A 23,796-nucleotide genomic window follows, 5' to 3' on the forward strand; every position below is an offset into this window, starting at 1 on the left:
CATGTCATGACGGTCAACCTGCTCGACTTCGATCTCGAGGGGCTGGCCGCCTTCTGCGAAGGGCTGGGCGAAAAGCGCTTCCGCGCCGTCCAGCTCTTTCGCTGGATCCACCAGCGCGGTGCATCCGACTTCTCCCAGATGACTGACCTCGCGCGCAGCCTGCGCGAGAAGTTGCCCGGCGTGGCGCGCATCGAAGGCCTGAAGGTGCTGTCGCGTCAGGATTCGGCCGATGGCACCATCAAGTGGCTGTTCGACGTCGGTGACGGCAACGCCGTCGAGACCGTGTTCATTCCCGAGGACGACCGAGGCACGCTGTGCGTGTCCTCGCAGGCGGGCTGCGCCGTGGGCTGCCGCTTCTGCTCCACGGGGCACCAGGGCTTCTCGCGCAACCTCACCACCGGCGAAATCCTTGCCCAGCTCTGGTACGCCGAGTTCTTCCTGCGCGTGTTCCTCAACCGCCCCGGGGAACGCGTGATCACCAACGTGGTCATGATGGGCATGGGAGAGCCGCTGCAGAACTACCACGCGCTGGTGCCCGCGCTCAAGGTCATGCTCGACGACCACGCCTACGGTCTGTCGCGCCGCCGGGTGACCGTGTCCACCTCGGGCGTGGTGCCCATGATGGACCGCCTGGCGCAGGACTGCCCGGTGGCCCTGGCCGTGTCGCTACACGCACCCTTCGATCCGCTGCGCGATGACCTCGTGCCCCTGAACCGCAAGTACCCCATCGCCGAGCTGCTCGACGCCTGCCTGCGCTACCTGCCGGCCGCGCCGCGCGACTTCGTCACCTTCGAGTACTGCATGCTCGACGGGGTGAACGACCAGCCCGAGCACGCGCAGGCGCTGCTCAGGCTGCTGCGCGAGCACGGTGGCCGCGGCGTGCCCGCCAAGCTCAACCTCATTCCCTTCAACCCCTTCCCCGATTCCGGCCTGCGCTGCTCACCGCGCGCCGTGGTGCAGCGCTTCGGCCAACTGCTCAACGAAGGCGGCGTTGTCACCACCATTCGCAAGACGCGCGGAGACGACATCGACGCTGCCTGTGGCCAGTTGGCCGGCGACGTGCTGGACCGCACCGATGCCGCGCGCCGCATGGCGCGGCGTCGTGAGTCGGTTCACCCCATTCGTTTGATGACCCCGAAGAAGGAAAGGCAGGCATGACCCAAGCAGCGAACCGTCCGCTTCCCGCCCGAACCATGAGGACGCTGTGGCTCTTGTCCATGGTCCTGGCGCTGGTGTGGCTGGCCGGTTGCGCGTCGCAGGGCCCGCGCGTGTCTGCCTCGCCCACGCCGGGCGTGGAGCCCATCACCGCGTCGGACGAGCCACCGGCGGTGCGTCGCGCGCGCATCCGCTACGAGTTGGCCGCGAGCTACTACGAACAGGGTCAGACCACCGTGGCGCTGGACGAGATCAAGCTCTCGCTGGCGGCCGACCCCAACTACGGTCCGGCCTACATCCTGCGCGGGCTGGTGTACATGCGCCTTAACGACGCTGCGCTGGCGGAGGAGAGCTTCCGTCGCGCGTTGCAGATCAATTCGCGCGACGCGCAGGCCCAACACGCCTATGGCCTGTTCCTGTGCGAGCAGGGCCGTTATGCGCCGGCCGATGACATGTTCAACCAGGCCCTGGCCAATCCCACCTACGGCGGGCGTTCGCGCACCTGGCTGGTCCAGGGGGTGTGCCAGATCCGGGCCGGCAAGCTGCAGGACGCCGAGGCGACGCTGTCGCGCGCCTACGAATTCGACGCCAGCAACCCGATCGCCGCCTACAACCTGGCCAGCCTGAAGCACCGTCGGGGCGACCACCAGGGCGCGCAATTCATCATCCGCCGCGTCAACAACTCCGAACTGGCCAACGCCGAGACCCTGTGGCTGGGCATCAAGGTCGAGCGCCAGATGAACAACGACGTGGCCGCCGCACAACTTGCCCAGCAACTGGGGCGGCGTTTTCCGCAGTCCACCCAGTGGGCGGCGTATCAGCGAGGGGCATTCAATGAGTGAGTTCGAGGAGCAGACCCTCGAATCGCCAGCGGCGGTGAGTCGCCCGGTGTTGTTGCGCGAGGCGCGGGAGGCCGCGGGCCTGCACATCGCCGCGCTGGCCGCGGCGCTGAAGGTGCCGGTGCGCAAGCTCGAGGCCCTCGAAGCGGGTCGGTACGACGAACTGCCTGACCTCACCTTCGCGCGCGCCCTGGCCTCCAGCGCCTGCCGCCAGCTCAAGATCGACCCGGCGCCGGTGCTGGAGCAGATTCCGCAGAATCCCGCGCCTGCGCTGCGTGGCAGCGAGAGCGCGATCAACGCGCCCTTCAAGCCCGCAAGCGAGGCGCCGGCGGCCAGCCCGCTGACCTGGCTGTCGAAGCCCGCGCTGCTGGGCACCATCGCCTTGCTGCTGGCGGCCCTGGTCGTGATGTTCCTGCCCGACATGGAATCCGCGGGTACAGCCGACAACGCAGCGCAGAACACGGCTCAGGAAGCCGCGCCGGCAGCGCCTGCGGCGGCGCCCGGACTACCCATCTTCCAACCCGCGGACACCGTCCCTGCCGCAACCCCCGGCGCACCGGCGAGCGAGGAAACCACCGCGCCAGCCGAAGACGGTGCCCCGGCCACCGAGGCGCCCGCTGCACCCGCCGTGACGGCCACGCCCCAGGCGACTGCAGCGGCCCCGGCTTCCAGCGCCACGGTGCTGCAGATCGAAGCCAGGGAAGAATCCTGGGCCGAGGTCACGAACGGCACCGGCAACGTGGTGCTGCAACGCCTGCTGCAAGCGGGCGAGCGCGTCGAGTTTTCCGCCGCTCCGCCGTACGCGGTGGTGCTGGGCAAGGCCAGTGCGGTGCAGGTCAACGTGCGCGGCCGCGCCTTCGACGCCAGGGCGATCGCGCGCAACGACGTGGCCCGTTTCGAGGCCAAGTGAGTTCCGTCATGTCCAACACCCCTATTCCCCTGCCACAGGCCGCGCCGCGCCGCACGCGCCAGGGCGTGGTGCGCTGGGGCGACCACGGTGTGAGCATCGGCGGCGACGCGCCGGTGCGCGTGCAGTCGATGACCAACACCGACACGGCCGACGCCATCGCCACCGCCATCCAGGTGAAGGAACTGGCCCAGGCCGGCTCCGAACTCGTGCGCATCACCGTCAACAACGACGAGGCCGCCAAGGCCGTGCCGCACATCCGCGAGCAGTTGGACCGCATGGGCATTCCCGTTCCGCTGATCGGCGACTTCCACTACAACGGCCACCGCCTGCTGACCGACCACCCGGCTTGCGCCGAGGCCTTGTCCAAGTACCGCATCAACCCCGGCAACGTGGGTCGCGGCGAGAAAGGCGATCGCCAGTTCGCGCAGATGGTCGAGATCGCGGCGCGCCACGGCAAGCACATCCGCATCGGCGTGAACTGGGGCAGTCTCGATCAGGACCTGCTGGCTCGCCTGATGGACGAGAACCACGCGCGGGCCCAGCCCTGGGACGCCAAACAGGTGATGTACGAGGCCCTGATCACCTCGGCCATCGACTCGGCGAAGAAGGCCGAGGAAATCGGCCTGCCCGGAGAGAACATCGTGCTCTCGTGCAAGGTCAGCGCGGTGCAGGACCTCATCGCCGTCTACCAGGCCCTGGCGCAGCGCTGCGACTATCCCCTGCACCTGGGCCTCACCGAGGCCGGCATGGGCACCAAGGGCGCGGTCGCTTCCACAGCCGCGCTGTCGGTGCTGCTGCAGCAGGGCATCGGCGACACCATCCGCATCTCGCTCACGCCGCAGCCCGGCGAATCGCGCACGCAGGAGGTGCTGGTGGGTCTGGAGATCCTGCAGGCCCTGGGCCTGCGCAGCTTCGTGCCCAGCGTCACCGCCTGCCCCGGCTGTGGCCGAACCACCAGCACCACGTTCCAGGAGCTGGCCAAGCAGATCGACGACTACCTGCGCGCGTCCATGCCCGTCTGGCGCGAGCGCTACCCCGGCGTCGAGGGCATGAAGGTCGCGGTCATGGGCTGCATCGTCAACGGCCCGGGCGAGAGCAAGCACGCCGACATCGGCATCAGCTTGCCCGGCACCGGCGAGGCGCCCGCCGCACCGGTGTTCATCGACGGCCAGAAAGCTGTCACGCTGCGCGGTGAAGGCATCGCTCGCGAGTTCCAGACCATCGTCGAAAACTACATCGAGAAGCGGTTCGGCGGCGTGCACGCCTGAACGAACCCGGGATTTTCATGGCCGAGAAACTGGTTGCCGTCAAAGGCATGAACGACATCGCCCCTCCGCAGTCGGCGCACTGGGAGTGGCTGGAAGACAAGCTGCGCGCACTCATGGCGGGCTACGGGTACCGCAATGTGCGCACGCCCATCGTGGAGCCCACCGCCCTGTTCGTGCGGGGCCTGGGCGAGGTCACCGACATCGTCGAGAAGGAGATGTACTCCTTCGAGGACAAGCTCAATGGCGAGCACCTGACGCTGCGGCCCGAGAACACCGCGGGCGTGGTGCGCGCCGCGCTCGAGAGCAACATGCTCTACGAAGGCCCCAAGCGCCTGTACTACATGGGCCCCATGTTCCGGCATGAGCGCCCGCAGCGCGGCCGCTACCGCCAGTTCCACCAGTTCGGTGCCGAGGCCCTGGGCTTCGCCGGGCCCGACGTGGATGTCGAACTCATCGTGCTGGCGAGCGATCTGTGGGCCGCGCTGGGCCTCTCCGGCATCGAGCTCGAGATCAACAGCCTGGGCCAGCCGGCGGAGCGTCAAGCGCACCGGCAGGCGCTGATCGCCTACCTCGAATCCCACGCCGATCGCCTGGACGAGGACGCGAAGCGCCGTCTGCACAGCAATCCGCTGCGCATCCTGGACACCAAGAACCCCGCCATGCAGGACATGGTGAACGCGGCACCACGGCTCATCGACCACCTCGGGCCTGAATCGCTGGCGCACTTCGACCGCGTGAAGGCCCTGCTGGATGCCCATGGCATCGCCTACCGAGTCAACCCGCGCCTGGTGCGCGGCATGGACTACTACAACCTCACGGTGTTCGAGTTCGTCACCAGCCAGCTCGGTTCGCAGGGCACGGTGTGCGCGGGCGGCCGATACGACGGCCTGTTCGAGCAGATCGGTGGCAAGCCCACGCCGGCCGTGGGCTGGGCGTTGGGCATGGAGCGCATCCTCGAGCTGCTCAAGGAGCAGGGTCGCCTGCCCGAGCCGCCCACGCCCGACGCCTACGCCGTGGTGCCCGACGCCGCCACGCTGCCGCGCGTGATGCCGCTGCTGCGCGCCCTGCGCCAGGCCGGCGCGCGCGTGCAGATGCACGCCGCCGCTTCCGAGGGCATGGGCAGCATGAAGTCGCAGTTCAAGAAGGCCGACGCCAGTGGCGCGCGCTTCGCGCTGATCTTCGGCGCCGACGAACTCGCCCAGGGCCAGGTGGCGCTCAAGCCCCTGCGCGGCGAGCGCGACGCCACTGCGGCGCAGTTGACGCTGCCCCTGACCGATCCGGCCGCCATCGCGGTCCGCCTGCGCGCCGACTGAGCGCGCGCCGCCTACCTACAATCCAGCACTTTCGCGTCCGTCCAGTACCCATGGCCAAACACCTCGACCTCGAAGAGCAGGAACAGCTCGACCAGCTCAAACACTTCTGGGCCAAGTACGGCAACCTCATCAGTTGGGCGCTGATCGTGGTCTTCGGCTCCTTCGCCGCGTACAACGGCTGGAACTGGTGGCAGCGCAACCAGTCGGCCAAGGCGGCGGTCTTGTACGAGGAAGTCGATCGCGCCGTGCAGTCCAAGGATCTGGACCGTGTCGGCCGTGTGCTCTCCGACATGCGCGCCGATTTCGGCGGCACCACCTTTGCCGCCCAAGCCAGCCTGCTCGCGGGCAAGGCCCAGTTCGAGGGCGGTCAACTCGACCAGGCCCGCGAGACGCTGCAGGCCGTGCTGAACGACAGCAAGGACGAAGGCCTGCAGGCCGTTGCCCGCCTGCGCCTGGCCTCGGTGGAGTTGCAGGCCGGCAAGCCCGACGCTGCCTTGCAGGTGCTGCAGGCCAAGGCGCCGGCCGCCTTCGAGCCGCTGCTGGCCGATCGCCGCGGCGACGTGCTGCTGGCGCAGGGCAAGGCCGACGAGGCCAAGGCCCAGTACGAGGCAGCCTGGAAAGCGCTCGACGCAGGCAACGAATTGCGCCGCCTGGTGGCCGTGAAGCTGGCCTCCCTGGGCGTGGCCGTGGACGCGGGGGCCAAGCCATGAAGCGCCTGACTGCCGCCAGCCTGTGCCTCGCGATCGCACTCACGCTCGCAGCCTGTTCCTCCGGGCCCAAGAAGCCGCAACCGGCCGACCTCGGCCCGGCGGCCCAGTTGATGGGCGTGCGCCAGATCTGGACCGCCAGCGTAGGCGAGGGCGGGTCGGGCTTTGTGCCGGTGCACGCCGGTGGCCGCGTCTACGCAGCGGGCGCCACGGGCGTGGTGGCTGCGATCAACGCCAGTACCGGCGCCGACGTCTGGCGCCTCGATCTGCGCACGCGCCTGTCCACCGGTGTGGGCAGCGACGGCCAGACCGCCGCCGTGATCACCGCCGAGAACGTGCTCGTGGCCATCGCCGACGGCGAGTCCCGCTGGCGCGTGCGCCTGCCGGCACGCTCCTTTACGCCACCTCTGGTGGCGGGCGGCCGGGTCTTCGTGCTCACGGCCGACCGCACCGTGGTGGCCTACGATGCCGCCAACGGCGCGCGCCTGTGGGGCCAGACCCGCACGGGCGATCCGCTCACGCTCAATCAGCCGGCCGCATTGGCGGCCGTGGGCGACACACTGGTGGCCGGCGTGTCCGGCCGCCTGGTCGGCCTCAACCCCGACAACGGCTCGGTGCGCTGGGAGTCCCTGGTGGCCACGTCGCGCGGCACGAACGAGGTCGAGCGCCTCGTGGATGTGGTGGCGCCCGTGGGCCGCATCGGCGCCAACGTCTGCGTGCGCGCCTATGGCGCGGCGGTGGGCTGCCTCGACGGCGTGCGTGGCTCGGTCATCTGGACCAAGCCGGCCCAGGGTGTGGTGGGCGTGCATGGCGACGATCGCCTGGTGTTCGGTAGTGAAAGCAACGGCACCCTGCTGGCCTGGCGGCGCGACAGCGGCGAACAGGCCTGGACCTCCGAACGCCTCAAGAACCGCCAGTTGAGTGCGCCGCTGGCCCTGGGCCGCGTGATCGCGGTGGGCGACGGTAGCGGCCTGGTGCACGTCCTCTCGCGCGAGGACGGCAGCGAAATGGCTCGCCTGTCCACCGACGGTTCGGCCATCGTGTCGCAGCCCCTGCTGGCCGGCGACGCCCTGGTTGTCATGACCGCGCGCGGTGCGCTCTACGCCTGGCGCCCCGAATAAGAAGGCGTCTGCTCCTCCCATGAAACCCGTTGTCGCCCTCGTGGGTCGTCCCAATGTGGGCAAGTCCACGCTGTTCAACCGCCTCACGGGCACACGCGACGCCATTGTGGCCGACCTGGCCGGCCTCACGCGCGACCGCCACTACGGCAATGGGCGCCTGGGCAAGCAGGAATACATCGTCATCGACACCGGCGGCTTCGAGCCCGACGCCGGCGAGGGCAGCATCTACCGCGAGATGGCCCAGCAGACCCGCCAGGCCGTGGCCGAGAGCGACGTGGTGCTGTTCGTTGTCGACGCGCGCGCCGGCCTGAGCGCGCAGGACCACGACATCGCCACCTACCTGCGCCGCCTGGGCAAGCCCTGCGTGCTGGTGGCCAACAAGGCCGAGGGCATGACCCAGGGCGCGCAGTTCGTCGAATTCTTCGAGCTCGGCCTGGGCGAGGTGCTGCCCGTGTCCGGTGCGCACGGGCAGGGCGTGCGCTCGATGATCGAGGCCGCGCTGGAGCGCCTGCCTGGCCTGGCCGAGCCTGACGAGGACGAAGCGCAGGCAGCGCCCGACACCATCCGCCTCACGGTGGCCGGCCGCCCCAACGTGGGCAAGTCCACCCTGATCAACGCCTGGCTTGGCGAGGAACGCCTGGTCGCCTTCGACATGCCGGGCACCACGCGCGACGCCATCCGTGTGCCCTTCGAACGCAACGGGCAGCGCTTCGAACTGGTGGACACCGCCGGCCTGCGCCGCAAGGGTCGTGTGTTCGAGGCGATCGAGAAGTTCTCCGTCATCAAGACCCTGCAGGCCATCGAAAGCGCCCACGTCGTGCTGCTGCTGCTCGACGCCACGCAGGGCGTGACCGACCAGGATGCCCACATCGCCGGCTACATCCTGGAGAGCGGGCGCGCCGTGGTGGTGGCCATCAACAAGTGGGACGCGGTGGACAGCTACCAGCGCGAGCAGATCGAGCGCCAGATCGAAACCCGGCTAGCCTTCCTGAAGTTCGCGGCGCTGCACCGCATCTCGGCGCGCAAGCGCCAGGGCCTGGCGCCGCTGTGGGCGTCCATTGCCCAGGCGCACGCCTCGGCCATGCGCAAGATGTCCACGCCGGTGCTGACCCGCCTGCTGCAGGAGGCGGTGGCCTTCCAGGCCCCCTCGCGGGGCGGGCAGGCGAGGCCCAAGATGCGCTACGCCCACCAGGGTGGCATGAACCCACCGGTGATCGTGATCCACGGCAACTCGCTCGACCGCGTGCCCGACGCCTATCGGCGCTTCCTCGAAGGTCGTTTCCGCAAGGCCTTCGATCTCGTGGGGACGCCGCTGCGCATTGAGTTCAAGACGTCCAGCAACCCGTTCAAATCCGAATAAATGGCCTCGTGAGGCCACGGGGCATGCCCGTGTGGTATGTTTCCACCCTCCAAAACCAGTCGAACACGGAGCATATCGTGAGCAACAACAAAGGCCAGCTCTTGCAAGACCCGTTCCTGAACCAACTGCGCCGGGAACACGTCCCTGTCTCGATCTACCTGGTCAACGGCATCAAGCTGCAGGGCCAGATCGAGTCTTTCGACCAGTACGTCGTCCTGCTGCGCAACACCGTGACGCAAATGGTCTACAAGCACGCCATCTCGACCATCGTTCCCGGTCGTCCCGTGCAGTTCTCGGTCAACAACCCCGACGATCCCAACGCCGCCTGAGTCCGCCACTGCGCGACACGCGAAGCCCGAGCCGCCAGGCGCGCCCTGACGGTCGGGCGGGCAACGCAGGGCGCGTTGCCCCACCGATTTGACAGCACCCACACCCTCTCTCCCCAACACCACGCCACCGGTCATCCTGGTGGGGGTCGACTTCGGTTATCCCCATTTCGACGCCGATCTGCAGGAGCTGGGCCAACTTGCCGAGACGGCCGGCTACCGCGTGGCTGACCGTGTCACCTGCAAGCGCCGTGCGCCCGACCCAGCCCTGTTCGTGGGCTCCGGCAAGGCCGACGAGATCAAGATGCTGGTGCAATCCACCGGCGCTGCCGAGGTGCTGTTCGACCAGGCGCTGAGCCCGGCTCAGCAGCGCAACCTCGAGCGCCACCTGGGCTGCCCGGTCAACGACCGCACCCTGTTGATCCTGGAAATCTTCGCGCAGCGCGCGCGCAGCCACGAAGGCAAGCTGCAGGTCGAGCTGGCGCGCTTGCAGTACCTGTCCACGCGGCTGGTGCGGCGCTGGTCGCACCTGGAGCGCCAGAGCGGGGGCATCGGCATGCGCGGCGGCCCGGGCGAAACGCAGATCGAGCTGGATCGCCGCATGATCAACGAGGCCATCAAGCGCACCAAGGAGCGGCTCGAGAAGGTCAAGAAGCAGCGCGCCACGCAGCGCCGCCAGCGCCAGCGCCGCGACGCCTTCACCATCTCGCTGGTGGGCTACACCAACGCCGGCAAGAGTTCACTCTTCAACGCCCTCGTGAAGGCCCGCACCTACGCCGCCGACCAGCTCTTCGCCACGCTGGACACCACCACGCGTCAGCTTTACCTGGGTGAAGCGGGGCGCACGGTGTCGCTGTCCGACACCGTCGGCTTCATCCGCGAACTCCCCCACGGCCTGGTGGACGCCTTTGCCGCCACGCTGCAGGAAGCGGCCGACGCCGACCTGCTGTTGCACGTGGTGGACGCTGCCAACCCCGACCACCCCGAGCAGATCGCCGCCGTGCAGCGCGTGCTCGGCGAGATCGGCGCGGCCGAGGTGCCGCAATTGCTGGTCTTCAACAAGATCGATGCCATGGACCCGGCCAACCGCCCCCATCGGGCGCTGGACGCCATGGAGGTCGACGGCCAGAGCGTGCCGCGTGTGTTCGTGAGCGCCCTCTCGGGTGACGGCCTGCCCGAGTTGCGCGCCTGGCTGGCGGCCGAGGTGGCGCGCCGGCAGGCCCCGATGGCCGACCAAGACCCTTTGCAGACCGCCGAAGCCGCGGACCCGCTGCCCTGATTGGGCACAATGTGAACTCCGAGTCGATAACAGGAACAACACCGAGCATGGATGTGAACATTGGGACCCCGCACGCCGGGCGCGATACCGCCCCGGCCCGCTCACGTGGCTGGCGCCGCTGGCTGGGCGTCTTCAACCTCAACGACCCGCGCTGGGGCCGAGACGACGGTGACCAGAACGGCCGGGGTGAGGACGATCCGCGTTCTCCGCAGCGCCCCCCGCGGGGCCAGGGCCCCAACCAGGGCCCGCCCGATCTGGACGAACTCTGGCGCGACTTCAACCGCAAGCTCGGTGGCCTGCTGGGTAACCGCCGGCCCAACGGACAGGGCGGCTCCAATGGCGGTGGCAACGGTGGTGGTGGTGGTCGGCCGGGCTTCAACCCCAACCCCAAGGCCGCCGGCTTCGGTGCGGGCCTCATCATCGGCATCGCGGTGCTCATCTGGCTGGGCACGGGCTTCTTCATCGTGCAGGAAGGCCAGCAGGCCGTCATCACGCAGTTCGGCCGCTACCACAGCACCGTGGGCGCGGGTTTCAACTGGCGCCTGCCGTACCCTGTGCAGCGCCATGAGACCGTGTTCGTGACGCAACTGCGCTCGGTCGACGTGGGCCGCGACAACATCGTGCCCGCCACCGGCCTGCGCGAGTCGTCCATGCTCACCGAGGACGAAAACATCGTCGACATCAAGTTCGTGGTGCAGTACCGCCTGAGCGACGCGCGCGCCTTCCTGTTCGAAAGCCGCGACCCCGACCTCGCCGTGCTCAAGGCCGCGGAAACCGCGGTGCGCGAGGTGGTGGGCAAGATGAAGATGGACGCCGTGCTCGCCGAGGAGCGCGACCAGATCGCCCCGCGCGTGCGCACGCTCATGCAGACCATCCTCGACCGCTACAACGTGGGCATCGACGTGGTGGCCGTGAACCTGCAGCAGGGCGGCGTGCGCCCGCCCGAGCAGGTGCAGGCCGCGTTCGACGACGTGCTGCGCGCCGGCCAGGAGCGCGAGCGCGCCAAGAACGAGGCCGAAGCCTACGCCAACGACGTGGTGCCGCGCGCACGCGGTACCGCTTCGCGCCTGAAGGAAGAAGCCGAAGGCTACAAGGCCCGCATTTCAGCCCAGGCGCAGGGTGACTCGCAGCGCTTCAAGTCGGTGCTGGCCGAGTACCAGAAGGCGCCGCAGGTCACGCGCGACCGCCTCTACACCGAGACCATGCAGCAGATCTACGGCAGCGTAACCAAGGTGCTGGTGGACACCCAGAATGGTGGCTCCAACCTGCTGTATCTGCCGCTCGACCGCCTGATGCAGGCGGCAGGATCCGGTGGCGCCGCCCCCGGCTCGCCCATCACGACCCTGCCGAGCACGCCCGCGCCGTCGACGAGCCCGATGGAGCGCACCGATCCCGCCCGTTCGCGTGAACGCGAAAGCCGCTGAAGCCGGGAGAACCCATATGAACAAACTTGGCTTCATCATCACCTCTCTCATCGTGTTGCTGGCCGTGGCCAGCTCCATGCTGTTCGTGGTCGATCAGCGTCAGTTCGGCGTGGTCTACCAACTGGGCCAGATCAAGCAGGTCGTCACCGAACCTGGCCTGAACTTCAAGCTGCCGCCGCCCTTCCAGAACGTCACCTACATCGACAAGCGCCTGCTCACGCTCGAAAGCCAGGACAGCGAGCCGACGCTCACCGCCGAGAAGCAGCGCGTGGTGATCGACTGGTACGTTCGCTGGCGCATCAGCGACCCGCAGGCCTACATCCGCAACGTCGGCGTGAACGAGCGCGCCGGCGCGCTGCAGCTCAACCGTGTGGTGCGCAACGCCTTCCAGCAAGAAGTGAACAAGCGCACCCTGCGCGAGTTGCTGTCCGAGCGCCGCGAAGAGCTCATGCGCGAAGTGCAGCGGGGCGTGGTGGCGGCCGTGCAAGGCGCCAACCAGCCCTGGGGCATGGAGGTGGTAGACGTGCGCATCAACCGCGTCGACTACGCCGAATCCATCGTGACCTCCGTCTACCAGCGTATGGAGGCCGAACGCAAGCGCGTGGCCAACGAACTGCGCTCCACCGGTTTTGCAGAAGGCGAAGCGATCCGCGCCGATGCGGACCGCCAGCGCGAGGTGATCGTCGCCGAGGCCTACCGCGATGCCCAGCGCATCAAGGGTGAGGGCGATGCCGCCGCCGCCGCGTCCTACTCCGAGGCCTTCGGCCGCGACCCGGCCTTCGCCCAGTTCTACCGCAGCCTGGAGGCCTACAAGGCCAGCTTCACCAGCCGCAACGACGTGATGGTGGTCGATCCTTCGACCGACTTCTTCCGCGCCCTTCGCAGCCCGAGCGCCGCGACGCAGCGTTGACCATGAACAACGGCGACGCCTGGTGGTTGGCGCTGGGCCTCGTGCTGGTGTTCGAAGGCCTGCTGCCGCTGTTGTCGCCCAGCGGCTGGCGCCGCGTCTTCACGCAGATGCTGTCGCTGCGCGATGGGCAGATCCGCTTCTTCGGCCTGATCAGTGTGGCGGTGGGCGCGCTCATCGCAATGCTCTTCGGCTGAGGACCGCGGCCCCGGTTCCAGGGGCTCGCGATACACCCCGGTAGAATCCCGCTTTTAACAGCGCCTGAAAACGCCATGTCCGCCTGGGTCCTTCCGGATCACATCGCCGATGTCCTGCCGTCCGAGGCCCGGCACATCGAAGAACTCCGCCGCAGCCTGCTCGACACCGCTCGCAGCCATGGCTATGAGTTGGTGATGCCGCCGCTGCTCGAGCACATTGAGTCGCTGCTCACTGGCACCGGCGAATCGCTCGACCTGCACACCTTCAAGCTCGTCGACCAGCTCAGCGGCCGCACGCTTGGCCTGCGCGCCGACAGCACGCCGCAGGTCGCGCGCATCGACGCCCACCTGCTCAACCGCCGGGGCGTGGCCCGCCTGTGCTACTGCGGTCCGGTGGTGCACACGCGCAGCGAGCGTCCCACGGCCAGTCGCGAGCCGCTGCAGTTTGGTGCCGAGATCTACGGCCACGCCGGCCTGGAAGCCGACCTCGAGGCGTTGGAGTTGGCACAGGCCTGCCTGCGCAGCGCCGGCCTGCGCGATCTGCAGGTCGATCTGGCCGACGTGCGCATCATCGACGCCGTGCTCGACCCGCTGGGCCTGCCCGCCGCCTCCGTGGCTCGGCTGCACGCGGCACTCACGGCCAAGGATGTGGCCGAACTGCGCCTGCTGTCGCGTGCGCTGCCCGACGCCGCGCAGCGCGACCTGGCCGCGCTTGCGACGTTGTTCGGCGACGCCTCGGTGCTCGCCGAGGCGCGCCGTGTCCTCACGCCATCGCCCGCGCTGCACGCCGCCCTTGACGAGCTGCAATGGCTGGCCGATCACGTGCAGGGCATGGCGGTGTCCTTCGACCTGTCCGACCTGCGGGGCTACGCCTACTACACGGGCGTGCGCTTCGCCGTGTTCGCACGCGACGCGCGCGGCCCCGCCGCCGACATCGCGCGCGGCGGCCGCTACGACGAGGTGGGGGCGGTGTTCGGGCGCAAGCGCCCGGCCGTGGGTTTCAGCCTCGACCTGAAGGAGCTCGTGGCCTGCGTGGCACCGCGTCAGCTGGTGGCGGCCATCCGTGCACCCTGGGGCATGGATGCCGGTCTGCGCCAGGTCATCGCTGCCTTGCGCACCGAAGGCCACACGGTGGTCTGCGTGTTGCCAGGGCATGAGCACGAAGTCGATGAATTCCTCTGTGATCGCGAGCTGGTGCCCGACACCAGCCGCCCGGGCGGCTGGGCCGTCCGACCTCTTTGACGACAGGAAACCGAGATGAGCAACAAGGGCAGCGCCGCAACCCCCGGGCGCAATGTGGTGGTGGTCGGCACCCAATGGGGTGATGAGGGCAAGGGCAAGCTGGTTGACTGGCTGACCGAGACCGCGCAGGGTGTGGTCCGCTTCCAGGGCGGCCACAACGCCGGCCACACATTGGTCATCAACGGCGTGAAGACCGCGCTGCACCTCATTCCCAGCGGCATCATGCGCGCGGGCGTCAAGTGCTACATCGGCAACGGCGTGGTGCTCTCCGTGAGCAAGCTGTTCGAAGAGATCGCGGGCCTGGAGAAGGCCGGCGTCGAGGTGCGTTCCCGCCTGCGCGTGAGCGAGGCCTGCCCTCTGATCCTTCCGTTCCACGCCGCCGTGGACATCGCGCGTGAGGCCGCCAAGGTCAAGGCCGGCACCGAAAAGATCGGCACCACCGGACGCGGCATCGGCCCGGCCTACGAAGACAAGATCGCGCGCCGCGCGCTGCGCGTGCAGGACCTGAAATACCCCGAGCGCTTCGCCACCAAGTTGCGCGAGCTGCTCGACCTGCACAACCACGTCCTCACCACGTACCTGCACTCCGCCGACATGGCCTGGGACGACAAGATCGCGCCCTACATGAAGGACGGTGCGATCCAGTTCGAGCCGGTGTACACCGAAGCCATGGCCCAGGCCGAACATCTCAAGCCCATGATCGCCGACGTCTCGCGCGAGCTCAACGAGGCGCACCAGGCCGGCACCAACCTGCTGTTCGAAGGCGCGCAGGGCACGCTGCTCGACATCGACCACGGCACCTACCCCTTCGTTACCTCCAGCAACTGCGTGGCCGGCAACGCCGCGGCCGGCGCAGGCGTGGGCCCGCAACTGCTGCACTACGTGCTGGGCATCACCAAGGCCTACTGCACGCGCGTGGGCGGCGGCCCGTTCCCCACCGAGCTCGACTGGGAAAAGGAAGGCACGCCAGGCTGGCACATGGCCACCGTGGGCGCCGAGAAAGGCGTCACCACCGGCCGCTCGCGCCGCTGCGGCTGGTTCGACGCCGCACTGCTCAAACGCTCGGCCCAGGTGAACGGCCTGTCGGGTCTGTGCATCACCAAGCTCGACGTGCTCGACGGCCTCACCGAGTTGCAGCTCTGCACTGGCTACGAACTCGATGGCGAGCGCATCGACATCCTGCCGATGGGCGCCGACGAGATCGCGCGTTGCAAGCCCATCTACGAAACCATGCCGGGCTGGACCGATTCCTCGGTCGGCGTCACGCGCTTCGAGGAACTGCCCGCGAACGCGCGCCATTACCTCAAGCGCATCGAGGAAACCACGGGCGTGCCGATCCACGTGGTGTCCACCAGCCCCGACCGCGACCACACCATCCTGTTGCAGCACCCGTTCCAGGGCTGAACCCGGGAAAGCCCGGGTAGGGCGCCCGATCCCGTCACGACACACTGTTCCGCACCCCATCCCGGAGTCCCCCGCATGCTCACCGAAGACGGCAAACACCTCTACGTCTCTTACGACGAGTACCACAACCTCATCGAAAAGCTGGCGCTCAAGGTGTACCAGTCGGGCTGGGAGTTCGACACCATCCTGTGCCTGGCACGCGGCGGCATGCGCCCGGGCGACATCCTCTCGCGCATCTTCGACAAGCCGCTGGCCATCATGTCCACCAGCTCCTACCGCGCCGATGCCGGCACCGTGCAGGGCAAGCTGGACATTGCCCGCTACATCACCACGCCCAAGGGCGAGATCGCGGGCAAGGTGCTGCTGGTCGACGACCTGGCCGATTCCGGCCACACGCTGAAGGTCGTCATCGACCTGCTCAAGAACAACTACTCGCCCATCACCGAGCTGCGCAGCGCCGTGATCTGGACCAAGGCCATGTCGTCCTTCGCGCCCGACTATTCGGTGGAATTCCTGCCCACCAACCCCTGGATCCATCAGCCTTTCGAGGGTTACGACAGCCTGCGTCCGGCACAGTTGCTGGAGAAATGGAAGCTGTGATGGGGAAGGAGAAGCTCTCCACCCAGCTCATCCACCATCCTTACAAGCCCCCCGAGGGCTTCGAGGCTGTCGCGCCCGGGGTGCACAAGGCCTCCACCGTCATCTTTCCCAACGTGCACGCGCTGCGCACGTACGACTGGAAAGACAAGAGCGGCTACACCTACGGTCTGCACGGCACGCCCACCACCTTCACGCTCGAGGAGCGCATCGCCACGCTGGAGGGCGGCACGCACTGCGTGCTGGCGCCCAGCGGCCTGGCGGCGGTGGCGCTGGTGGACATGGCCTTCCTGCGCACGGGCGACGAGCTGCTGATCCCCGACAACGCCTACGGCCCGGGCAAGACCTTCGCTGCCGAGGAGCTGGAGGCGTGGGGCATCACGCACCGCTTCTACGACGCCATGGACCCGGCCGATCTGGCCGCGAAGATCACGCCTGCCACGCGCCTGGTGTGGCTGGAGGCGCCGGGCTCCATCACGCTCGAATTCCCCGACATTCCCGCGCTCGTGACCGTGGTGCGCCAGGCCAGCGAAGCTCGCGAACGCCCCATCGTCACCGCCCTGGACAACACCTGGGGCGCGGGCATCGCCTTCGCGCCCTTCGATCTGGGCGTGGACCTGTCGGTGCAGGCTCTCACCAAGTACCCCAGCGGCGGCGCCGACGTTCTCATGGGCTCAGTCGTGTCGCGCGACGAGGCGCTGCACCGCGCCGTGCTGCTGTGCCACATGCGCCTGGGCCTGAACATCGGCGTGAACGACGCCGAACTCGTGCTGCGCGGCCTGCACACCATCGGTCTGCGCTACCACGCGCAGGACGCCGCCACGCGAGAGCTGGCCGCCTGGATGCAGCAGCAGCCCGGCGTCGCGCAGGTGTTCCACCCCGCGCTGGCGGGTTCCCCCGGGCACGCCCACTGGCAGCGAGATGCGAAGGCGGCGGCTTGCCTGTTCAGCGCCGCTTTCGACGCCACCATTCCGCAAGAGCGCATCGACGCCTTCTGCGACGCGCTCAAGCTGTTCAAGCTGGGCTGGAGCTGGGCCGGGCCCATCAGCCTGTGCGCCCCGTACCGGGTGCCTGCCATCCGGTCACTGGGTTGGCCTCACGCGGGGGGTCTGGTACGCTTTGCCATCGGCTTGGAACACGTCGAGGACCTGCGGGCCGATCTGGCCCAGGCCTTGCCCCGCTTGCAGTCCTGAATCCACAACCTTTCGAAAGCGCGCTTTGGCAACTCCCAACTACGGCTACGAGAAACGACAGCGCGAGCTGGCCAAGAAGCAGAAGAAAGAAGAGAAGCTGCGCAACAAGGCCGCTCGCAAGAGCGACCACCCCGACGGCACCGATCAAACCGACGACAACCCGGGCGGTGCCCCGGGCGATGCCGGGCAGGGCGGCGGTGGTGACGCCGGCAGCGCCGATTGACGCCGCTCAGTCGTTCAGCAGAACCGGGGCCGCTTCGCTCTCGATGATCTGACGCGCGGCCACCCGCATCGCCTCTGGGTGGCGATCCACCGGTGCGCAATCGCGCGCCTGCGCGAACAGCCGGAAGTTGCGCGCGGTGGAACTCGCGTAGGTGGGGTCGTAGTGCTGGGCCAGCAGGTCGCGCACCATCTCCGCCGTGCGCCCCGCACGCACCTGTTCGGTCCACCCGTTCACCACCTCGCCGCCGCGCAGCGCGCGCAGGGCCTGCAGGCGCCCGATCAGCAGTTCAGGATCGCGCACGAAGTAGTCGTAGTCTTCCAGCAGCAGCGCCACGCGCTCCCCGTCGCTCAGGTGCAGGGCGATGCAGGGGCTGGTCCGCATGGCGTCCATCAGCCCGTCGGGCACGCGCAGGTTGCCCACCTTCTTGCTCTCGCTTTCCACGTACACGGCCCGCTCGGGGTCGAAGCGGCGCAGCGCGTCCCACAGCAGGGAGTCGAAGCGCTTCTGGCTGGGTTGGGGCTGGCCGGGCAGGTGGCCCAGTACCGAACTGCGGTGGCAGGCCAGGCCTTCCAGGTCGAGCACCTGCGCGCCTTCGGCCGCCAGGGCGTGCAGCAGGCGCGTCTTGCCGCTGCCAGTGGGGCCGCAGATCACGCGGTAGGGCAGGCCGGCGGCCAGCCGGGGCAAGTCGTCCACCAGCGCGGCGCGCCAAGCCTTGTAGCCGCCTTCGATGAGCGTGACCTGAAAGCCGATGGCGCCCAGAATGGTGGCCAGCGCGCCGCTGCGGTTGCCGCCGCGCCAGCAATAGATCAGCGGGCGCCAGCCCTTCGGCGTGTCGAGCACCTCGCGCTCGATGTGGGCCGCGATGTTGCGCGCGGCCAGCATGGCGCCGCGCTTCTTGGCCTCGAAGGCGCTCACCTGCTTGTACATCGTGCCGATCTCGATGCGCTCGGCGTTGTTCAGCGTGGGCCAGTTCAGCGCGCCCGGCACGTGATCGAGCGCGTGTTCGTCCTCGGTGCGGGCGTCGATGACGGTGTCGAACTCGGCGAGGCGGCGCAGCGCCTCGGTGGCGCTCAGGGTGGCAACGGGCATGGACCCGATTATCCGGCCACCACCAGCTTGCGCAGCTCCGGCCACACCGTGTCGCGCATCATCGGCTGGGCCTTTTCGTTGGGGTGGATGCGGTCGCTCTGGAAGAGGGCGAGCGGGTCGGCTCCGTCGGCCACGCCTTTCAGGAAGAAGGGGACCAGCGCGGCCTCTTCCTCGCGCGCCACCGTGGCGAACAGCTCGCGGAATTCCTGCCCGTACTTCGCGCCGTAGTTGGGCGGCATCTCCATGCCCAGCAGCAGCACGCGCGCACCGGCGGCCTTGGCGGCGCGCGCCATGGCGGTGAGGTTGTCGCGCGTCATGTTCAGCGGCAGGCCGCGCAGGGCGTCGTTGCCGCCGAGTTCGATGACCACCACCGCCGGCTGGTGCTGCTTGAGCAGCGCCGGCAGGCGCGAGCGCCCGCCCGAGGTGGTGTCGCCGCTGACGCTGGCGTTGACCACCCGCGCCGGAACCTTTTCGCCCTTGAGCCGCTCTTCGGTGAGGGCGACCCAGCCGCTGCCGCGTTTGAGCCCGTATTCGGCGCTGAGCGAGTCGCCCACCACCAGCACCACGGGCGCCGCCTTGCCCTGGGCGTATGCGGCGCTCGCCGGCCCCAAGGCCAGCGCGGCCAGCAGGCCCAGGCTAAAGTGGCGGCGGTTCGAATTCAGGGAATGTTTCATGTCCGATGTGATGATTGCGGTCAACCATGTGTTCAAGTCGGTAACCGACTCGACCGGCACGCTGACCATTCTGCGCGATATCGATTTCAGCCTGCGCCGCGCGGAAACCGTGGCCATCGTGGGCGCTTCGGGCTCGGGCAAGAGCACGCTGCTGTCGATCATTGCGGGCTTGGATACGCCCACCCAGGGCACGGTTCACATCGATGGTGTCGATCTGTTCGCCATGGACGAGGACCGCCGCGCCGCCTTGCGCGCGGAGAAGGTGGGCTTCGTGTTCCAGAGCTTCCAGTTGCTGGCCAACCTCACGGCGCTGGAGAACGTGATGCTGCCGCTGGAACTGGCCGGTCGGCGCGACGCACGCGCTACCGCCACGCAGATGTTGCAGCGCGTGGGTCTGGGCGAGCGGCTGAACCACTATCCCAAGGTGCTGTCGGGCGGCGAGCAGCAGCGCGTGGCCCTCGCGCGGGCCTTCGTGGTGCGCCCGGCCGTGCTGCTGGCCGACGAACCCACGGGCAGCCTGGACTTCGCCACCGGCGCCAGCGTGATGGAGCTGATGTTCGAGCTCAACCGCGAGCAGCACACCACGCTGGTGCTGGTCACGCACGACCGCGGCATCGCCGAACGCTGCGAGCGACGCATCACCATCGCGGCAGGGCAGGTGGCCGACATCAGCACCAGCGTGGAGGCCTGAAGGCCGAGCAGGCTGAATGGGACGAGTGGGCCGGGGCCCGATAATCGCGCCCATGTCCGCCCCGCCCAAAGCCCCGTCCGCCACCAAGGTCCTGTTCGGTTTCCACGCGGTCGGCGTGCGCCTGAAGACCGCGCCCCAGACCGTTGTCGAGGTCTACTTCGAGGCCACGCGCCGCGACGCGCGCATGCGCCAGTTCCTCGATCGCGCCAAGGATGCCGGCGTGCGCCTGATCGAGGCCGATGGCCTGCGCATCGCCAAGCTCGCGGGCAGCCACGGCCACCAGGGCGTGGCCGCGCGCGTGCTGCCCGTTGAACAGGCCCGCTCGCTCGACGACCTGCTCGACCAGGTCGAGGGCGCAGACCAGGCCCCGCTGCTGCTGGTGCTCGATGGCGTGACCGACCCGCATAACCTGGGCGCGTGCCTGCGCGTGGCCGACGGCGCCGGCGCGCACGCCGTGGTGGCCCCCAAGGACCACGCCGTGGGCCTGAACGCCACCGTGGCCAAGGTGGCCAGCGGCGCCGCCGAGACCATGCCGTACTTCATGGTCACCAACCTCGCGCGCACGCTGAACGAACTGAAGGAACGCAACATCTGGGTCATCGGCACCAGCGACGACGCGCCCAAGTCCGTCTACGAGGTCGACCTCAAGGGCCCGGTGGCCCTGGTGCTCGGTGCCGAGGGTCCGGGCATGCGCCAGCTCACGCGCAAGACCTGCGACGAGCTGGTGCACATCCCCATGCGCGGCGCGGTCGAGAGCCTGAACGTGTCTGTGGCCAGCGGCATCTGCCTGTACGAGGCCCTGCGCCAGCGCGGCTGATTGCCCATGGACGAGGAACTCCGCGCCTGGGTCCGCTCGGCGCGGGCCATTGCCGTGCTCAGCGGCGCGGGCATGAGCGCCGAATCCGGCGTGCCCACCTTTCGCGACGCCCTCACCGGGCTGTGGGCGCGCTTCGATCCGCAGCAGCTCGCCACCGAGGCGGCCTTTCGCCGCCAGCCACAACTGGTGTGGGACTGGTATGCCGAGCGCCGCGCCGCGCTGGAACGCGTGCAAGTCAACGCCGGGCACGTGGCGATCGCCGATTTCCAGCGCCGTCACCCGGGCCGACTCACGGTGATCACGCAGAACGTGGATGGCTTGCACCAGCGCGCGGGCAGTGCGGGCGTGCTGGCCCTGCACGGCAACATCGCGCAGGACCGTTGGCTCGACGCGCCGCGCGCCTGCTGCAACGAGGCGGTCCTTGCCGATGGGCGCCCGCCGCGCTGCGGTGTGTGCGGCAACCTGCGTCGCCCCGCCGTGGTGTGGTTCGGGGAGATGCTGCCCGAGGCCGAACTCACAGCCGCGCAGGCGGCGGCCGAGGCCTGCGACTTGATGCTGGTGGTCGGTACCTCGGGCGAGGTATACCCGGCCGCCGGCCTGGCGTCGGTGGCGGGCCAGGCGGGTGCGCGCGTGCTGATCGTCAACCCCGACGCCACGGCGCTCGACGGCGTGGCCACGCGCTGCCTGCGCGCCACGGCGGCTGTCGCCTTGCCGGCCTTGCTGGACGGGGCCTGACAAAGAAAAAGCCCCGAGGCCGGGGCCGCGGGGCTTTGTCGGAGAACCGTGGCGCTCAGCGCGGCACGATCGCGTAGGACGGGTCGTTCTTGAAGTCCGGGTCCAGGTTGGGCGTGAACTGCACCCAGCGGGCCTGCGCCGTGGAGGCATTGGTTGCGCCGGCGTTCTTCGCCGCGGCCAGCATGCCGCGCGCCACTGCCGCGTAACCACCGGCCCAGTCGGGGTAGGCCGGGTCGCCCGAGGCCGCCGTGGTGCCGCAGGCCGTGGTGCCGTAGTTCAGCTTGTAGAAGTCGGCCCAGCTGTTGACGAACGAACTGCCGTTCTTGGTCTGCAGCCAGTAGCCCGCGGCGCGGCTGGTGCAGAAGCCGGCCGACTGGGTGGTGGCCAGGAAGCGGTCGATCTGCATGCGGCCCACGCTGTTGAGCACCGTGCTCGCGTTCGTCACGTTGTTCTCGGCCAGCCAGCTCATCACCGTGGCGAAGAAGTCCGATTCATACGAAGGCGACTGGTTGTTGTTGTACTGCGAGATCAGCGCGCCCATCGGCGAGAACAGCGCACCCGACTTGCCCGGACCGTAGGTGTCCAGCGCCCAGCTCATGTTGTTCGACAGGATGGTGTCGAAGTAGCTGCTCATCGGGTGCGAGTCCGGCGCCGCGAACGCCGCTTCGGCGATGGAGCGGATGCCCCAGGCCTGACCGCGCACCTGCTCGGGCATCAGCAGACCTTTCGAGCTCTGGCGGTACGCCGGGTCGTTGGCGGCGATGTTCCAGGCGGCCCAGAACATCATCTCGTCGAGGTAGAAGGCGTCGCCGGTAACCAGGTACGGGATGTAGGCGTAGGAACCCTGGTGCGCGATATCCGGCGTCCAGGAGCTGGAGCCACCGCTGGGCACCGACGGGCTGGAGCTGCCATAACGCACCGCGATGTTGGGGTACTTGATCACGCTGATCGGCTGGTCCGTGGCCTCGTCGCGGTAGTGCACGGGGGCGCTGGCGGCGGCGTCGGCGTTGGCCAACATGGACGCACGGGCGCGGTCGTCCTGGGAGATCAGGTACATAGCGGTCCAGCGCGGCAGCGGGGCGATCTCGGCGCGGCCACCGGTGCCGGGCATGTTGGTCGTCAGCATGGCCGTGCCCATGGGGCCGGTGTTGACTTTGGCCAGGTTGGAGGCCTCGGCCGCCAGCACGGTTTCCGGAATCGTCAGGCCCAGGTTGTAGTTCCAGGTGGCACCGCTATCCAGGAAGTAGCGCATGTTGTGGCGCACGCGCACGTTAGGCGCAGCCCCACCGCTCCACAGCACCTTGTGCCAGCGCGCCTTGCTCGAGTGAGTGAAGGACGGTTGCGACAGCAGGGTCTGGCCGTTGGCGGTGACGGTGAGCGAGTAGGTGACGTTGGCGGGGCTGGACTTGAGGGCCCAGTTGTTCTCCATCACCACGTCCGTGCGGATCTGGCCGCTCTGATACAGGCGGGTGTGCAGGCGCGCCATCAGGTGCGGGTGGGCCGCGCCGGTGGACTGGTTGACCATGGGCGCGACGATGTTGAACTCGCTGGCAACCGGGCCGTGCAGGCGCCGGTTGCTGCCGGCCGCGATGGCCTGTTGCAGCGCCTGCTGCGGGTTGGCCACCAGGGTGGTGCCGTCGGACAGGCGGGCCGTGACCTGCAGGTTCCAGGCCGGCGAGGCGGGCAGGGAGACGCTGGGCGTGGTCTTGGTGGCCGGGTAGATGTTGATGATGCGCGCGGTGTTGGCCGGCAGGCTGGGCACGGAGGCGCTGAGCACAGCGAAGCGCACCGAGCCGTTGGTGTGCGTGGACACCTCGTCCATCTGCAGCGGCACGGTGTTGCCGGCGCTGTCCTGGGCACGCAGGCCCTGGCTGGTGGCCAGATCGCCGCTGCGGAAAGGCTGGCCGAAGGTGATGGGCAGGTTGGTCTGGGCGCTGCCGGACGTGACTTCCACGCAGGTGATGGCACCGGCCGCGCAGTTCAGGCCGCCGACGCCGACGGCCGGGGCAGGCGCCGGAGCGGGGGCAGGCGCCGGAGCGGGAGCAGGCGCCGGAGCGGGGGCTTTGATCGCCTCCCACCATTTCAGCACGCTGCTCCAGGACCAGCCGCGGGCGGCCGCGGCTTCCATTTCGGCGCCGGTCGGAGCGACACCGTTGGCGGGCGGAGGTGGCGCGCTGGAGGCGTTGTCAACGGCCGCGGGCGCGGGGGCGGGCGAGGCGCTGGCGTCGGCACCACCACCGCCACCACCGCAGGCGGTCAGGGCCACACAGGTGAACAAGGCCGCCAGCGCCGGGCGGTGAAAAGCCCGTTTCACACGGGGATTAA

The 23,796-nt window shown here is 68.9% G+C and carries 24 protein-coding genes; 21 read left to right on the forward strand and 3 right to left on the reverse strand.

Annotation, left to right across the window (positions count from 1 at the left end; translation table 11 throughout):
• The first annotated feature begins 6 nt into the window (after positions 1 to 6).
• The 18 genes from rlmN to BN948_RS04775 all read left to right on the forward strand — a co-directional run bounded on the left by rlmN (position 7) and on the right by BN948_RS04775 (position 17,465).
• Positions 7 to 1,158, forward strand: coding sequence for a dual-specificity RNA methyltransferase RlmN (gene rlmN, locus BN948_RS04690; RefSeq protein WP_009517617.1), 1,152 nt, complete (start codon positions 7 to 9; stop codon positions 1,156 to 1,158).
• A 35-nt stretch (positions 1,159 to 1,193) separates the two neighbouring features.
• Positions 1,194 to 1,997 carry a type IV pilus biogenesis/stability protein PilW gene (gene pilW / locus BN948_RS04695; protein ID WP_050980637.1) on the forward strand — a complete coding sequence of 268 codons (804 nt, stop codon included), beginning with the start codon at positions 1,194 to 1,196 and terminating at the stop codon, positions 1,995 to 1,997.
• Complete coding sequence (locus tag BN948_RS27445) at positions 1,990 to 2,904, forward strand: RodZ domain-containing protein (RefSeq protein ID WP_009517619.1); 915 nt, start codon at positions 1,990 to 1,992, stop codon at positions 2,902 to 2,904. Before pilW ends, BN948_RS27445 begins: the two co-directional genes overlap by 8 nt.
• An 8-nt stretch (positions 2,905 to 2,912) precedes the next feature.
• Positions 2,913 to 4,172, forward strand: a complete 1,260-nt coding sequence (gene ispG, locus BN948_RS04705; RefSeq protein WP_009517621.1) for a flavodoxin-dependent (E)-4-hydroxy-3-methylbut-2-enyl-diphosphate synthase — start codon at positions 2,913 to 2,915, stop codon at positions 4,170 to 4,172.
• A gap of 17 nt (positions 4,173 to 4,189) precedes the next feature.
• Complete coding sequence (gene hisS / locus BN948_RS04710; protein ID WP_009517622.1) at positions 4,190 to 5,485, forward strand: histidine--tRNA ligase; 1,296 nt, start codon at positions 4,190 to 4,192, stop codon at positions 5,483 to 5,485.
• Between the two features lie 50 nt (positions 5,486 to 5,535).
• Positions 5,536 to 6,195, forward strand: coding sequence for a YfgM family protein (locus BN948_RS04715; protein ID WP_009517623.1), 660 nt, complete (start codon positions 5,536 to 5,538; stop codon positions 6,193 to 6,195).
• On the forward strand, positions 6,192 to 7,313 hold the full coding sequence (bamB, locus tag BN948_RS04720) for an outer membrane protein assembly factor BamB (RefSeq protein ID WP_009517624.1): 1,122 nt from the start codon (positions 6,192 to 6,194) through the stop codon (positions 7,311 to 7,313). The genes BN948_RS04715 and bamB overlap by 4 nt, the downstream gene beginning before the upstream one ends.
• 19 nt (positions 7,314 to 7,332) lie before the next feature.
• Positions 7,333 to 8,673 carry a ribosome biogenesis GTPase Der gene (gene der, locus BN948_RS04725; protein ID WP_035620619.1) on the forward strand — a complete coding sequence of 447 codons (1,341 nt, stop codon included), beginning with the start codon at positions 7,333 to 7,335 and terminating at the stop codon, positions 8,671 to 8,673.
• Positions 8,674 to 8,696: 23 nt separating this feature from the next.
• Entirely contained in the window at positions 8,697 to 9,002 is a 306-nt protein-coding gene (hfq, locus tag BN948_RS04730) for an RNA chaperone Hfq (protein ID WP_009517626.1), read from the forward strand.
• An 88-nt stretch (positions 9,003 to 9,090) separates the two neighbouring features.
• Positions 9,091 to 10,278, forward strand: coding sequence for a GTPase HflX (gene hflX, locus BN948_RS04735; RefSeq protein ID WP_238327221.1), 1,188 nt, complete (start codon positions 9,091 to 9,093; stop codon positions 10,276 to 10,278).
• Positions 10,279 to 10,325: 47 nt separating this feature from the next.
• Positions 10,326 to 11,702, forward strand: coding sequence for an FtsH protease activity modulator HflK (gene hflK, locus BN948_RS04740; protein WP_009517628.1), 1,377 nt, complete (start codon positions 10,326 to 10,328; stop codon positions 11,700 to 11,702).
• Between the two features lie 16 nt (positions 11,703 to 11,718).
• The gene (hflC, locus tag BN948_RS04745) at positions 11,719 to 12,612 is read left to right on the forward strand and encodes a protease modulator HflC (protein ID WP_009517629.1); all 894 of its coding nucleotides are present in this window, start codon (positions 11,719 to 11,721) and stop codon (positions 12,610 to 12,612) included.
• Positions 12,613 to 12,614: 2 nt separating this feature from the next.
• Entirely contained in the window at positions 12,615 to 12,806 is a 192-nt protein-coding gene (locus tag BN948_RS04750; protein WP_009517630.1) for a DUF2065 domain-containing protein, read from the forward strand.
• Positions 12,807 to 12,881: 75 nt separating this feature from the next.
• Positions 12,882 to 14,048, forward strand: a complete 1,167-nt coding sequence (locus tag BN948_RS04755) for an ATP phosphoribosyltransferase regulatory subunit (protein ID WP_009517631.1) — start codon at positions 12,882 to 12,884, stop codon at positions 14,046 to 14,048.
• Between the two features lie 15 nt (positions 14,049 to 14,063).
• Positions 14,064 to 15,452 (forward strand): adenylosuccinate synthase, encoded by a 1,389-nt coding sequence (locus tag BN948_RS04760; RefSeq protein WP_009517632.1) that lies wholly within the window; start codon positions 14,064 to 14,066, stop codon positions 15,450 to 15,452.
• Between the two features lie 75 nt (positions 15,453 to 15,527).
• Positions 15,528 to 16,052, forward strand: coding sequence for a phosphoribosyltransferase (locus BN948_RS04765; RefSeq protein ID WP_009517633.1), 525 nt, complete (start codon positions 15,528 to 15,530; stop codon positions 16,050 to 16,052).
• Positions 16,052 to 17,242 carry a PLP-dependent transferase gene (locus BN948_RS04770; RefSeq protein ID WP_009517634.1) on the forward strand — a complete coding sequence of 397 codons (1,191 nt, stop codon included), beginning with the start codon at positions 16,052 to 16,054 and terminating at the stop codon, positions 17,240 to 17,242. The genes BN948_RS04765 and BN948_RS04770 overlap by 1 nt, the downstream gene beginning before the upstream one ends.
• A gap of 25 nt (positions 17,243 to 17,267) precedes the next feature.
• A complete protein-coding gene (locus BN948_RS04775; RefSeq protein WP_009517635.1) occupies positions 17,268 to 17,465 on the forward strand; it encodes a hypothetical protein in 198 nt (65 codons plus the stop codon).
• 6 nt (positions 17,466 to 17,471) lie between these two features.
• Here the strand turns inward: BN948_RS04775 and mnmH are convergent, their stop codons facing one another.
• Both mnmH and BN948_RS04785 read right to left on the reverse strand, forming a co-directional pair.
• Entirely contained in the window at positions 17,472 to 18,554 is a 1,083-nt protein-coding gene (mnmH, locus tag BN948_RS04780; RefSeq protein ID WP_009517636.1) for a tRNA 2-selenouridine(34) synthase MnmH, read from the reverse strand.
• A gap of 8 nt (positions 18,555 to 18,562) precedes the next feature.
• A complete protein-coding gene (locus BN948_RS04785) occupies positions 18,563 to 19,228 on the reverse strand; it encodes an arylesterase (RefSeq protein ID WP_009517637.1) in 666 nt (221 codons plus the stop codon).
• Between BN948_RS04785 and BN948_RS04790 the strand changes: the two genes are divergently transcribed.
• Genes BN948_RS04790 through BN948_RS04800 form a run of 3 tightly spaced genes read left to right on the forward strand, consistent with a single transcriptional unit; the run spans position 19,227 to position 21,471 of the window.
• On the forward strand, positions 19,227 to 19,919 hold the full coding sequence (locus BN948_RS04790; protein WP_035620623.1) for an ABC transporter ATP-binding protein: 693 nt from the start codon (positions 19,227 to 19,229) through the stop codon (positions 19,917 to 19,919). The genes BN948_RS04785 and BN948_RS04790 overlap by 2 nt on opposite strands.
• A 52-nt stretch (positions 19,920 to 19,971) precedes the next feature.
• A complete protein-coding gene (gene rlmB, locus BN948_RS04795) occupies positions 19,972 to 20,736 on the forward strand; it encodes a 23S rRNA (guanosine(2251)-2'-O)-methyltransferase RlmB (RefSeq protein ID WP_035620626.1) in 765 nt (254 codons plus the stop codon).
• Between the two features lie 6 nt (positions 20,737 to 20,742).
• A complete protein-coding gene (locus BN948_RS04800; protein ID WP_009517640.1) occupies positions 20,743 to 21,471 on the forward strand; it encodes an SIR2 family NAD-dependent protein deacylase in 729 nt (242 codons plus the stop codon).
• A 55-nt stretch (positions 21,472 to 21,526) separates the two neighbouring features.
• Here BN948_RS04800 and BN948_RS27450 read toward each other — a convergent pair whose 3' ends face one another.
• Positions 21,527 to 23,785: an RIFT barrel domain-containing protein gene (locus BN948_RS27450; RefSeq protein WP_051755926.1), complete on the reverse strand. Its 2,259-nt coding sequence runs from the start codon at positions 23,783 to 23,785 to the stop codon at positions 21,527 to 21,529.
• Positions 23,786 to 23,796 lie beyond the last annotated feature (11 nt).

Source organism: Hydrogenophaga intermedia (assembly GCF_000723405.1).
Taxonomy (GTDB): domain Bacteria; phylum Pseudomonadota; class Gammaproteobacteria; order Burkholderiales; family Burkholderiaceae_C; genus Hydrogenophaga; species Hydrogenophaga intermedia.